Source organism: Brachybacterium horti (assembly GCF_054777615.1).
This window is the reverse complement of the sequence record NZ_BAAHAM010000003.1, coordinates 525,865-537,723: the sequence shown is the minus strand read 5'-3', so window position 1 is coordinate 537,723 and position 11,859 is coordinate 525,865. Positions and strand designations below refer to the sequence as shown.

Genomic DNA, 11,859 nt, shown 5'->3' with positions numbered 1-11,859 from the left:
CTCAGCGTACTGGGCGCGCCCCGGCAGCCGCCGGGCCTCTCATCTCAGGCCTCGACGAGCACCGTGAAGGGGCCGTCGTTCAGCAGGCCCACGCGCATCTGCGCGCCGAACACGCCGGTCGCGACGGTGATCCCGCGGCCGCGCAGGTCCGTGACGACGGCGTCGACGAGCGGCTCCGCGACCGGTCCCGGGGCGGCGGCGCTCCACGAGGGCCGGCGGCCCTTGCGGGTCTCGCCGTAGAGCGTGAACTGGGAGACCACGAGGACCTCCGCGCCGGCGTCGGCCACGGAGCGCTCGCCGTCGAGGATCCGCAGCTCCGCGATCTTGCGGGCGATCGTCGCCGCCTGCTCGGGGCCGTCCTCGTGGGTGACGCCGACGAGGGCGAGCAGACCCTCGCCCGCGATCGCGCCGACGACCTCGCCGTCGACCTCCACGCTCGCGCCGTCCACGCGCTGCAGCACCGCTCGCACCGTCGCCTCAGCCCGGGAGGTTCGTGGGCAGGCGGCGCTCCTGCGTGGGGGAGTCGTCCTCCGCCGCGGCGGCCGCGTCGAGGGGAGCCTGGGGCGCGGTCGCGACGCCGGGCGCCGAGGGGACCGAGCGCGGCGGGGACGTCATCGGGGCGCCCGATGACGGAACGGGGTGCGGTGCCGGGGCCGCCGCAGGGACGGGACCCGGGGCCGACGGCGTGGGCACGACGGGCAGGCGCTGGGACTCCGCCGCCCGCGCCCGCTCGACCCAGCGCTCGGCGACCCGCACGATGGCCTCGGTCGCCGCCTCCCAGGACGCCTCCTGCTGGCGGTGCGGGCCGGTCGCGAGCGAGAGGACCACGCCCGCGGAGCGCAGCGCGAGCTCGGTGGGGTCCACTCGCTGGGCGAAGGTGACCTGCCAGGTCGTGATCGCCTCCTCGACCCGCTGCTGCATCGCCCGGTCGATCCGGCCGGCGTTGCCGTAGTCCGCGAGCACGCTCAGGTGCGCGAGCAGGCACGCGAGGTCGTCGGAGCGGCGGCCCGGACCCACGGTGTCGATGTCCAGCAGGCCCACCACGCGGCCGTCCTGCACGAACACCTGCGCCTCGTAGAAGTCGCCGTGGACGACGTCGTGCGGGCGCACGTCCATCCGCCGCTCGAGCGCCGCGAGGCCCTCGCGGATCGCGCGCACCAGACCGTCCAGGCGCGGCCCGAGGGCGGGGACGGAGGAGGCGACGATGCCGGCGTAGAACTCGACGGAGTCCGTCCACGGCGGGCGCAGCGGCAGCGGGTACAGCGAGGCGGGGAGACGGTCCAGCAGCGCGACGAGGTCGTCGGCCGAGCAGGCCCGCACCCCCTCGTCCACGACCGCCCGGGAGAGCGGGCGACCCGGCAGCTCGCGGAGCACGACGAGGCCGTCGTGATGGGCGAGGACCTCCGGGACGGGCACGCCGGCGCCGAGGAGGCGCTGGTGGCGGTCCACGATCTCGCCGCTGCGGTGGGGCTGCATGACCTTGAGGAAGACGGCCGCCCCGCCCTGGCTCGCACGGAGCACCGCGCGCCGACCGGGACGGTAGGAGACGACGTCGATCGCGATCGGCGCCTGCGGGTCCGGCCCGAGCGCGACGCCCAGGTCGCGGAGGGTGCGGCCGACGACGTCCGGGTAGCAGACCTGGGGGAGCATCGGCAGCCACGGGTCGTGCGGGTAGCGCCACACGCGCACGTTGATGTCGCCGTCGGTCATGACGAGGGTCTGCTCGGCGACGTAGAGGTCCTTCTCCCGCTCGCCGATGTGGGCGCTCGCCCCGAACAGCTCCTCGCGGGCGGGGGCGTCCGGCCCGTCGAGCTCCGGCCAGGAGACCATCGTGCGGTACAGGGCCTTGGTGCTCCGGCCGGGACGGTGGTCGACGTGGTCGAGCTGCCAGCTGTGCAGCACCCCACCGGAGTTGCCGACGGCGGAGCGGAGGAGGCCCCCGGCGCCCGTGCCGGTGAGCAGCTCCGAGCCGTCCTGCGTGCGTGCCATGGATCGTTTCTACCAAGCGTCGGGGGATCGTGAGGCGGGCTCGCCTACGATGCGTGCATGGCTGATCGTACCGATACCCCGCGCTCCGCGAACCTCCTGGGGATCCCGGAGACCCTCCTCCCCGACGACTTCGTCGACGTCGAGGTGGCCGAGCTGCTCGTCGACGGGGACCCCCGGGAGATCGCGAGCACCCACCTGGATTCGCCCCTGGCCTGGGCGATCCTCGCCCAGGACGCCCTCGAGGACGGTGACGAGGTCGCCGCCTACGCCTATGCCCGCACCGGCTACCACCGCGGTCTGGACGCATTGCGACGCAACGGCTGGCGCGGCCAGGGCCCGGTGCCCGCCTCCCACGCCCCCAACCGCGGCTTCCTGCGCGCGCTGGTCATGCTGGGGGAGACCTCCCGCCGGCTGGGCGACGAGGCCGAGCACGAGCGCGTGCAGGACTTCCTCCGCGAGGCGGATCCCACACTGTTGCCCTGAGCCCCGGGATCCCCTCGGGGACTCCGAGACCCCTGTCGCCGCGGCGGCGGCTCCCGGCCCGGTCACGGGTGGCGCTTGGTACGATCCTCGCGTCCTTCCACCGTCCTCCGAGGAGTCGCCATGCCCGCCGTCGTGATCGTCGGAGCCCAATGGGGCGACGAGGGCAAGGGAAAGGCCACCGACCTCCTCGGTGAGCGCGTCGACTTCGTCGTCAAGCCCAACGGCGGCAACAACGCCGGGCACACGGTCGTCGTCCACGGCGAGAAGTTCGAGCTCAAGCTCCTCCCCGCCGGCATCCTCTCCCCGCGGGTGACCCCGGTCATCGGCAACGGCGTCGTCGTGAACCTCGAGGCGCTCTTCGAGGAGATCGCGACGCTCGAGTCCCGCGGCGTGGACACCAGCCGCCTGCGGATCAGCGCGAACGCGCACGTCGTCGCCCCGTACCACCAGACCCTCGACAAGGTCACCGAGCGCTTCCTCGGCAAGCGCGCGATCGGCACCACCGGCCGCGGCATCGGCCCGGCCTACATGGACAAGATCGGTCGCCTCGGCATCCGCGTCCAGGACCTGCTGGACGCGTCGATCCTGCGCCAGAAGGTCGAGGGCGCCCTGCGCCAGAAGAACGAGCTGCTGGTCAAGCTCTACAACCGCCGCTCCGTCGACGTCGACGAGATCACCGACGGCCTGCTCGCCTACGCCGACCGCCTGCGGCCGATGATCGTGGACACCACCGAGCTGCTGAACTCGGCGCTGGACCGCGACGAGGTCGTCCTCATGGAGGGCGGCCAGGCGACCTACCTCGACGTGGACCACGGCACCTACCCGTTCGTCACGAGCTCGAACCCCACCGCGGGCGGCGCGTGCACCGGCACGGGCATCGGCCCCACCCGGATCGACCGCGTGATCGGCATCGTCAAGGCCTACACGACCCGCGTGGGCGCCGGCCCGTTCCCGACCGAGCTCGAGGACAAGTGGGGCGAGTACCTCCAGCGCGTGGGCCACGAGGTGGGCGTGAACACCGGTCGTCCCCGGCGCTGCGGCTGGTACGACGCGCTCATGATCCGCCACGCGGTGCGCATCAACGGCTTCACCGACATCGTGCTCACGAAGCTCGACGTCCTCACCGGCATCGAGGAGGTGCCGATCTGCACCGCCTACGACGTGGACGGCGTGCTCCACCACGACATGCCGATGACGCAGACGGACTTCCACCACGCGAAGCCGGTGTTCGAGACCCTCCCCGGCTGGACCGAGGACCTCTCGCTCGCCCGCAGCTTCGAGGAGCTGCCCGAGAACGCGCAGAACTACGTGCGCCGCCTCGAGGAGCTCGCCGGCTGCCGGATCAGCGCCATCGGCGTGGGCCCGGACCGCGAGGACACGATCGTCGTGCACGAGCTGCTCCCGGCGGCGACCCGCTGACGTGGTGACCCGCCGCACCGATCCGCAGGAGGGACGGGACGCGCTCGCCGCCTGGGCCCTCGACCCCGAGGGTGCCCGGCGGCCCGTGCTCGCCCCGGCCGTGCGGCACACCCTCGAGCTGTTCGCCGAGGAGTTCCCCGGCGGCGCCGTCGAGCTGCGGGTCCCGCCCTACGCCGCGGTCCAGGCGGTCCCCGGGACCCGGCACACGCGCGGCACCCCGCCGGCCGTCGTCGAGACCGACGCCGCGACCTGGCTCGCGCTCGTGACCGGCGGCCTCACCTGGGCCGAGGCCCGCGACGCGGGCCGTCTGTCGGCCTCGGGGGAGCGCAGCGACCTCTCCGAGCTGCTGCCGCTTCCCGGTCCCCGCCGCACCGTCCGCGCGGCTGTGGCCGCGGGGGAGGACACCGCATGAGCGTCGCCGTCGAGATCGCCGTCCAGGACCTCGCGGGGCTCGAGATCGCCGCCCTCGCGGGCGCCGACCGTGTCGAGCTCTGCGTGGACCTCGAGCGCGGCGGCATCACCCCGCCCGCCGAGCTGGTCGCCGAGGCCGCGGATCGCGCCGCGGCGCTGGTCTCCGTGCGCGACGCCCGGCCGCAGTTCGACGTCCACGTGCTCCTGCGCACCCGCGCGAGCACGGGCGACTTCCTCGGCCGGCCCGAGGAGTTCGTGCACGACGCCGAGGAGATCGCCCTGCTCGCAGCCCAGGCCGCCGAGGTCGTCGAGGCGGGCGCCGCCGGCGTGGTCCTCGGCGCGCTGACCCCCGCCGGGGAGCTCGACGTCCCCGCGCTCACCACGATCCGCGACGCGGCCCTGGGCGCCGCGCAGTCCGCGATGCGCGGGCTCACCCTCACGGCGCACCGCGCCGTGGACGCCCTGCCCGACCGGGCCGCCCGCGAGGAGGCCGTGCGCACGCTGCTCGGCCTCGGCTTCCACCGGGTGCTGAGCTCCGGCGGCGCCGCATGCGCCCTCGACGGCGCCGCCGACCTCGCCGCCATGGTCCGCGCCGGCGAGGAGCTCATCGACATCTGCGCCGGAGCCGGCATCCGCCCGGCGGACATCGCCGAGCTCGTGCGCACCACGGGCGTCGCCGACGTCCATCTCTCCGCCCGCCGCCGCCCCGGCTCCGCCGTCGAGGCGGACGCCCCCGACACTCCCACCGACCCGGCGATCGTCGCCGCCGCGGTCGACGCCGCAGGAGCACTGTGAACGACACGTCCCACCCCGCCAGCCCGTCCACCCCCGCGACCGCCCCGGTGGCCCCCGCCGCCGAGGACGCCCCGACGGAGTCCGAGCTCGCGGGCGCCACCACGCTCTACAAGCGCACGGGCCGCGTGCCCACGCTCGGGTTCTGGATCGTGATCGCCTTCCTCGCCCCCGTGCTGGTCGCCCTGATCGTCTCGCCGTTCCTGCAGCTCGGCGGTCTCGCCGGCGCCGTGACGCTCGCGCTGGACGCGGCGCTCTTCGTCGGCGTGCCGCTCGCGGCGATCGTCTGCCTCGTGGAGATGCTCGTGCTCCGCGCACGGTCCCGCCGCACCGACCGCACCGACCGCTGACCAGCGATTCCGTCGCCCGAGCGGGCGCGCGGACGACCGTCGCCGGGGATCTGGCGCTGTGGCAGAATGGCCGGGTGGCACGCGGCGACGGAACCCTCTCCCACGACCTCCTCCCCGGCGAGAAGGGCCCCCAGGACGCCTGCGGCGTCTTCGGAGTCTTCGCCCCGGGGGAAGAGGTCTCCAAGCTCACCTATTACGGGCTCTACGCCCTGCAGCACCGCGGGCAGGAGTCCGCAGGCATCGCGACCTCCGACGGCTCGCAGATCCTCGTCTACAAGGACATGGGGCTCGTCTCCCAGGTCTTCGACGAGACCAGCCTCGAGGCGCTCCAGGGGCACATCGCGATCGGGCACACCCGCTACTCGACGACCGGCGGCTCGATCTGGTCCAACGCGCAGCCCACGCTGGGCCCGCGGCCGGACGGCACCGTCGCGCTCGCCCACAACGGCAATCTCGTGAACACCGAGGAGCTCCTCGCGCTCGTCGAGGAGCGTCACGGCGGGCAGTCCCGCGGCGAGATCGCCCGCGGCAACACGACGGACACCGCCCTGGTGACGGCCCTGCTGAACACCGAGGGATCGCTCGAGGACTCCCTCGCCGAGATCATGCCCCGCCTGCACGGCGCCTACTGCTTCACGCTCATGGACGAGCGCACCCTCTACGCCGCGCGCGACCCCCAGGGGATCCGCCCGCTCGTGCTGGGCCGTCTCGAGCGCGGCTGGGTGGTCGCCTCGGAGACCGCCGCCCTGGACATCTGCGGCGCGAGCTTCGTGCGGGAGGTCGCCCCGGGCGAGATGCTCGTCATCGACGAGCAGGGCCTGCGCAGCCGCCAGGTCATCGAGCCGAAGCCCAAGGGCTGCGTCTTCGAGTACGTCTACCTCGCCCGCCCGGACACCCGCATCGCCGGCCGCAGCGTCAACGAGTCGCGCGCCGAGATGGGCCGCCGCCTCGCCCGCGAGCATCCCGTCGAGGCGGATCTCGTGATCCCCACGCCGGAGTCCGGCACGCCCGCCGCGATCGGCTACGCGCAGGAGTCCGGCATCGCCTACGGCCAGGGCATGGTGAAGAACGCCTACGTGGGCCGCACCTTCATCCAGCCCAGCCAGACGATCCGCCAGCTCGGCATCCGCCTCAAGCTCAACCCGCTGCGCGAGGTCATCGCGGGCAAGCGTCTCGTCGTCATCGACGACTCGATCGTGCGCGGCAACACGCAGCGCGCGGTCGTGCGGATGCTGCGGGAGGCCGGGGCCGCGGAGGTGCACGTGCGCATCTCCTCCCCGCCGGTGCGCTGGCCCTGCTTCTACGGCATCGACTTCGCCTCCCGGGCGGAGCTGATCGCCAACGGGCTGGACACCGAGGAGATCGCGCGCTCGATCGGTGCGGACTCCCTCGGCTACATCTCCGAGGACGGGATGATCGCGGCGACCGGCCAGGAGCGCGGCGCCCTGTGCACCGCCTGCTTCTCCGGCGAGTACCCCGTGTCCCTCCCCGATCCGGTCGCCCGTGCGCAGGGGATCCCCGCCTCGGCGAACTCCGCCCCCCTCGAGCACCGCACCGTCAAGGAGCCCGCATGACCACGAGCGAGTCCGCCTCGCCCTCCGGCCTGACCTACGCCGCCTCCGGCGTCGACACCGCGGCGGGGGACCGTGCGGTGGACCTCATGAAGGAGGCGGTGGCCGCGACCCACGGCCCCGAGGTGATGGGCGGGATCGGCGCCTTCGCCGGCCTCGTCGACGTGAGCGCCCTCAAGGACTACCGTCGCCCGCTGCTCGCCTCGTCGACCGACGGCGTGGGCACGAAGATCGCGATCGCCCGCGCCCTGGACGTGCACGACACGATCGGCCAGGACCTCGTGGGCATGGTCGTCGACGACATCGTCGTGGTCGGCGCCCGCCCGATCGCGATGACCGACTACATCGCCACCGGCAAGGTCCTCCCCGAGCGGGTCGCGGACATCGTCCGCGGCATCGCCGAGGGCTGCCGGCTCGCGGGCTGCGCGCTCGTGGGCGGCGAGACCGCGGAGCACCCCGGCCTCATGGCCGCCGACGACTACGACGTGGCCGGAGCGGCCGTCGGCGTCGTCGAGGCCGATGCGATGCTGGGCCCGGAGCGGGTGCGGCCGGGGGACGTCGTGCTCGGCATGGACGCCTCGGGACTGCACTCCAACGGCTTCTCCCTCGTGCGCGCCGTGCTCGAGGGCGCCGGCATCGCCCTGGACCAGCACGTGGAGGCCCTCGGCCGCACGGTGGGGGAGGAGCTCCTGGAGCCCACCCGCATCTACGCGGCGGACGTCCTCGCCCTGCTCGAGGACGCGCGCACCACGGGCGCCGTGCACGCCCTGAGCCATGTCACCGGCGGCGGGCTCGCCGCGAACCTCGCCCGCGTGGTGCCCGAGGATGTCGGCGTGCGGATCGACCGCTCGTCCTGGACCCCGCTGCCCGTCTTCGGGGAGATCGCCCGCTGGGGCTCGGTGCCGCAGCTCGACCTCGAGGGGACCCTCAACATGGGGATCGGCATGATCGCCGTCCTCGACGCGGGGAGCGCCGAGGCCGCGATCGCCGTGCTCACCGAGCGCGGTCTCGGGGCGCGCGTGATCGGCGAGGTCCTCGAGCCCGCGGCGCTGCCCGCCGCATCCGGCCCGATCGAGCACGTCGTCACCGGTGCCAAGGGCGTCGAGGGCGGCGCGGTGCTCATGGCCGGCCAGCACCCGGGCTGGGCCTGAGCGGGCTCGGACGAGCACCAGGAGCATGACGGACAGACGGAGGGCCGCCCCATCGGGGCGGCCCTCCGTCGCACGGATCCGGTGCGTGACCGGGGAACGTCAGCGGCGACGTGCGGACGGTGCGTCCTCGTCGGCCCAGTCGTCGCTGTCCTCGTTCCCGTCGCTCTCGCCGACCTCGCCCCGCTGGTTCTGCAGCTCGCGCTGGAGCGCGGTGAGGTCGGTGGGCGGGCTGTAGTACTTGAGGTCCCGTGCCACCTTGGTCTGCTTGGCTTTCTGTCGGCCGCGACCCATGGATCTGACCCCCTGTGCGTCGGCTGGCGGGCGCTCTGACGGGCCCGGGAGATGGCAATGTTTCGGATCCCAAGAATACATGCCTGCACCGCCCCGCGCCCACCGCGCCCGAGGAGACGTGAGCGACTCCCTCGACACGGGGGCCGTCGGGGCCCCCGACGAGGCGGGGGCCGAGGTCAACGGCGCGCGCCGCGCGGGGAGAGGTCGTGCATATGTGGACACCTGTCGCGGGACACGGCACCGTGATCGTTTTACGATACTGTGGATAGACGTGCACGATGCAGGCCGCATCGGTGTGCGATGGGTCCGCTCCGCCTTCTCAGATGAACGGCCCCGATCGTGGGCGTCTACGCTGGTCCCCGGCTCGTCGGATTCCCCGCCGCGCAGCCGCTCTTCCCGCCCCGTCGAAAGGCCCACCTCCGATGAACGGATCCTCGGACGCTCCCACGAACGGTGACGAGCAGACGCAGCTGCTCACGCCGGCCGAGGTGGCCCAGATGTTCCATGTCGACCCGAAGACCGTGACCCGCTGGGCGCAGGCCGGGAAGCTGTCCTACATGCGGACCCTCGGCGGTCACCGCCGTTACCACCGCCACGAGGTCATCGAGCTGCTCAAGGAGAGCTCCGGGGACGCATGATCCGCGACCCCGTCTTCGGGGCCGGATACACGGCGCGGCGGATCGATCTCGGCGAGGACGCCGAGGGGCCGCTGATCGCCACCCTCGTCCATCGCGAGCAGGAGGACGCACCGCAGGAGCGACGACGCCCCCCGGTGCTCGCCCTGCACGGGTGGTCCGACTACGTGCTGGACCGCGACCTGCTCGACCACCTCGGCGCGTCCGGTCACGACGTCTGGGGACTGGACCTGCGCAAGCACGGCCGCAGCCTGCTGCCGGGCCAGACGCCCACCGCGATCGACCACCTCTCCCGGTACGACCGTGAGCTCGATGCCGCACTCCGGATCATCGGGACGCCTCCCGTCCTGCTCGCCCATTCCACGGGCGGTCTCGTCGCTGCGCTGTACGCGCAGCGTCGTCCGGGCGCCGTCGCCGCGCTCGCGCTGAACTCGCCGTGGCTCGAGATGCACCTGGGGCGGGCCGCCCGGGCCCTGCTCGGGGCGCCGATCGCGGCCCTCGCCGCGCGGCGAGGCGACCTGCCCGTGCTCCCGCCGGGGCCGTCGCACTACGTGCGCACCGTGCACCGCGACTACGGCGGCGAGTACCACTACGACCTCGCGCTCAAGCCGCCCGGCGGCCATCGCTTCCCGACCTCCACGTTCGCCGCGGTGCTCGACGGCCAGCACCGCCTCGCCGCGGCCGGACCGCTCACCGTGCCGGTGCTCGTCCTGCACTCCGAGCGCAGCCGGCTCGGGTTCCGCTTCCAGGAGTCGATGCGGCGCGCGGACGTGGTGCTCGACGTCCGCGCGATCGCCTCCGCCGGGAGGCGGCTCGGGCCGTCCGTGCGGGTCGTCGCGCTCCCCGGCGCCCGCCACGACGTGTTCCTCTCGGAGGAGTCCGTGCGGAGAGCCGCGATCGACGTGCTCGACGGGTGGCTCGAGGAGCTTCCTGCGCCCCCGGACGGCCCTACGATGGGCAGGCAGCAGTCCCCGGGCGGCACGGCCGGGGGCCCGAGGACGGCGAGCAGCGGGGGTGCACCGAGCGATGGACTCTGACCTGCGACATCACGCCTCCGCCCTACGTCGCGGCGCGGACCGCCTGACCCTCCTGCGGCTGCGCGTCTCCCACGGGCTCGGCGCCCTCGCCGGATCCCGGCCGGAGGCGGAGCCGTCCGGGGCCGACGGTCCTGCCGCGGGGGAGGCCGTGGGGGAGGACCTCCTGGAGCAGTGGTCGGAGGGCGCCTATCCCGCGCTGGGCCGGGCCGCCGCGATGCTGCGCGGACGCGCCGGGGAGCTCGAGCGGCACGCCGAGCGGATCGAGCGCCGCAGCGGTCGCCGGCTCGGCGGCTACGCGGGCGCCGGGTTCCTGGGGCGCGGCGAGGAGGCCGGGCACCAAGTGCGGGCCGTCGCGCGCTTCGTGGGGGCGGAGCAGGGCGCCGGGATCGGCGGGTTCCCGCTGACCGGAGGGGCGACGCCCGCCGCGCTGCACGTCTCCGACGACCTCGGCCAGGCCACGCCGGACGATCTCGAGAACCTCGAGAACTGAGGCGTCGCCTGAGGCGACCCTCAGGCGGCGGCGCTGCGCCGCCGGGGCAGCAGCGCCGCGGCGACCGCGCCGATCGCGATCGGCACGAGGGTCGTCGTCACCATGAGCAGCAGCATCGCGGAGGCCGCGGCGGCGGCCGGGACGCCGATCGCGACGAGCAGCGCCGCCCCGGCGGTCTCCGCGATCCCCGTGCCGCCGGGGGTGAGCGGGACCAGGGCGAGCAGCCGCCCCAGGGCGTAGACGATGAGCACGAGCAGCAGCGGGAGCGCGACGCCCACCGCCCGCAGCGCCAGCCAGAGCGAGAGCAGCTGCACGGCGCGGGCGAGCAGGGTGGGGACCAGCAGGCCCGCGGGGCGACGCCGGAGCAGGGCGACGAGCCGGTCCCGCTGCTCGAGCACGGTGCCGAGGAAGACGGCCCGGCGGGACTCCTCTTGCTCCGCCGGGCCGAGGGCGGCGTCGGCCTCCTTCTGTGCGGGATCGCGCAGGTCCGGGAGGTCCGTGAGGCGACCCGCCTGCTCCAGGAGGGTGCTCAGCACCCCGCGGCGCAGCGCGAGCATCAGCAGACCCAGGCACAGCAGCGCGACGAGGACGGTCGCGATCGCCGCGCCGATCCCCCCGGGCAGGTCCACGGACGCCGCACCCGTCGACGAGACGACCGCGTAGCTCCCGAGCCCGAGCACGGGGATCAGCATGGAGCCGATCACGAGCTCGACGAGGGAGGCGGCGACCACGCCCACGAGGATCGTGAGCAGGGCGCTGCCGCGCCGGCGGAGCACGAGACCCAGCAGGAAGGTCCCGATGATCCCGCCGCCGGGCACGGCCACGGAGACCGCGGTCGCGGCGGCATGCCCCTGCAGCGCCGCGGGATAGCGGGAGCCGGTGACGGCGACCTGCACGGTGCGGGCCTCGAGCGCGAGGGCGAGCGCCCCGGCGAGCACCGCGGCGGGCATCGCCCAGGCGGGCAGGGCGCCCAGCGCACCGCCGATCTCGGCCCAGGTGGTGCCGGTCAGGCGGGGCAGCGCCCAGCCCAGCAGCGCCGCGACCAGGAGCAGCGAGGCGAGGGCGGCGAGGACCCGGCCCCGGCCCAGGCGCGGGGCCTGCGCGGCGAGCTGCTCGTCGGTCAGCCAGGCCGGATCCGCCGGCTCGTGCGAGGGCGGGGGAGCGGCGTCGCGGCGGGGCTCGGGCATCTGCCGATTCTCGCACGTGACCTGGGGAACAGGGGGAGGGGACGTACCCTGGG

14 protein-coding genes are annotated in these 11,859 nt (G+C 74.4%); 10 read left to right on the top strand and 4 right to left on the bottom strand.

Annotated features, from left to right (window positions below):
* Nucleotides 1–44: 44 nt before the first annotated feature.
* Nucleotides 45–470, bottom strand: coding sequence for a D-aminoacyl-tRNA deacylase (gene dtd / locus ACYVAP_RS11885; protein ID WP_137771419.1), 426 nt, complete (start codon nt 468–470; stop codon nt 45–47).
* Nucleotides 471–477: 7 nt separating this feature from the next.
* Complete coding sequence (locus tag ACYVAP_RS11880; protein ID WP_264451655.1) at nt 478–1,989, bottom strand: phosphotransferase; 1,512 nt, start codon at nt 1,987–1,989, stop codon at nt 478–480.
* 57 nt (nt 1,990–2,046) lie between these two features.
* Between ACYVAP_RS11880 and ACYVAP_RS11875 the strand changes: the two genes are divergently transcribed.
* The 7 genes from ACYVAP_RS11875 (at nt 2,047) to purM (ending at nt 8,166) form a co-directional block, all read left to right on the top strand.
* Nucleotides 2,047–2,472 carry a DUF3151 domain-containing protein gene (locus ACYVAP_RS11875; protein ID WP_137771417.1) on the top strand — a complete coding sequence of 142 codons (426 nt, stop codon included), beginning with the start codon at nt 2,047–2,049 and terminating at the stop codon, nt 2,470–2,472.
* 120 nt (nt 2,473–2,592) lie between these two features.
* Nucleotides 2,593–3,891, top strand: a complete 1,299-nt coding sequence (locus tag ACYVAP_RS11870) for an adenylosuccinate synthase (protein ID WP_137771416.1) — start codon at nt 2,593–2,595, stop codon at nt 3,889–3,891.
* A 1-nt stretch (nt 3,892) separates the two neighbouring features.
* The gene (locus ACYVAP_RS11865; RefSeq protein WP_498860777.1) at nt 3,893–4,303 is read left to right on the top strand and encodes a sterol carrier family protein; all 411 of its coding nucleotides are present in this window, start codon (nt 3,893–3,895) and stop codon (nt 4,301–4,303) included.
* Nucleotides 4,300–5,097 carry a copper homeostasis protein CutC gene (locus tag ACYVAP_RS11860; RefSeq protein ID WP_498860776.1) on the top strand — a complete coding sequence of 266 codons (798 nt, stop codon included), beginning with the start codon at nt 4,300–4,302 and terminating at the stop codon, nt 5,095–5,097. The genes ACYVAP_RS11865 and ACYVAP_RS11860 overlap by 4 nt, the downstream gene beginning before the upstream one ends.
* On the top strand, nt 5,094–5,444 hold the full coding sequence (locus ACYVAP_RS11855) for a hypothetical protein (protein ID WP_498860775.1): 351 nt from the start codon (nt 5,094–5,096) through the stop codon (nt 5,442–5,444). The genes ACYVAP_RS11860 and ACYVAP_RS11855 overlap by 4 nt, the downstream gene beginning before the upstream one ends.
* A gap of 74 nt (nt 5,445–5,518) precedes the next feature.
* Entirely contained in the window at nt 5,519–7,018 is a 1,500-nt protein-coding gene (gene purF / locus ACYVAP_RS11850) for an amidophosphoribosyltransferase (protein WP_264450869.1), read from the top strand.
* The gene (gene purM / locus ACYVAP_RS11845; protein WP_498860774.1) at nt 7,015–8,166 is read left to right on the top strand and encodes a phosphoribosylformylglycinamidine cyclo-ligase; all 1,152 of its coding nucleotides are present in this window, start codon (nt 7,015–7,017) and stop codon (nt 8,164–8,166) included. The genes purF and purM overlap by 4 nt, the downstream gene beginning before the upstream one ends.
* A 99-nt stretch (nt 8,167–8,265) precedes the next feature.
* Here the strand turns inward: purM and ACYVAP_RS11840 are convergent, their stop codons facing one another.
* Complete coding sequence (locus ACYVAP_RS11840; RefSeq protein ID WP_103385032.1) at nt 8,266–8,457, bottom strand: DUF3073 domain-containing protein; 192 nt, start codon at nt 8,455–8,457, stop codon at nt 8,266–8,268.
* Between the two features lie 422 nt (nt 8,458–8,879).
* On the opposite strand from ACYVAP_RS11840, the gene ACYVAP_RS11835 reads away from it, so the two are divergent.
* The 3 genes from ACYVAP_RS11835 to ACYVAP_RS11825 are packed head-to-tail and all read left to right on the top strand — an operon-like array spanning nt 8,880 to nt 10,619.
* Nucleotides 8,880–9,095 carry a BldC family transcriptional regulator gene (locus ACYVAP_RS11835; protein WP_137771409.1) on the top strand — a complete coding sequence of 72 codons (216 nt, stop codon included), beginning with the start codon at nt 8,880–8,882 and terminating at the stop codon, nt 9,093–9,095.
* Nucleotides 9,092–10,129: an alpha/beta hydrolase gene (locus tag ACYVAP_RS11830; protein WP_498860773.1), complete on the top strand. Its 1,038-nt coding sequence runs from the start codon at nt 9,092–9,094 to the stop codon at nt 10,127–10,129. The genes ACYVAP_RS11835 and ACYVAP_RS11830 overlap by 4 nt, the downstream gene beginning before the upstream one ends.
* On the top strand, nt 10,119–10,619 hold the full coding sequence (locus ACYVAP_RS11825) for a hypothetical protein (protein WP_498860772.1): 501 nt from the start codon (nt 10,119–10,121) through the stop codon (nt 10,617–10,619). The genes ACYVAP_RS11830 and ACYVAP_RS11825 overlap by 11 nt, the downstream gene beginning before the upstream one ends.
* A gap of 20 nt (nt 10,620–10,639) precedes the next feature.
* On the opposite strand, the gene ACYVAP_RS11820 is transcribed toward ACYVAP_RS11825, so the two are convergent.
* On the bottom strand, nt 10,640–11,806 hold the full coding sequence (locus ACYVAP_RS11820; protein ID WP_498860771.1) for a flippase-like domain-containing protein: 1,167 nt from the start codon (nt 11,804–11,806) through the stop codon (nt 10,640–10,642).
* Nucleotides 11,807–11,859 lie beyond the last annotated feature (53 nt).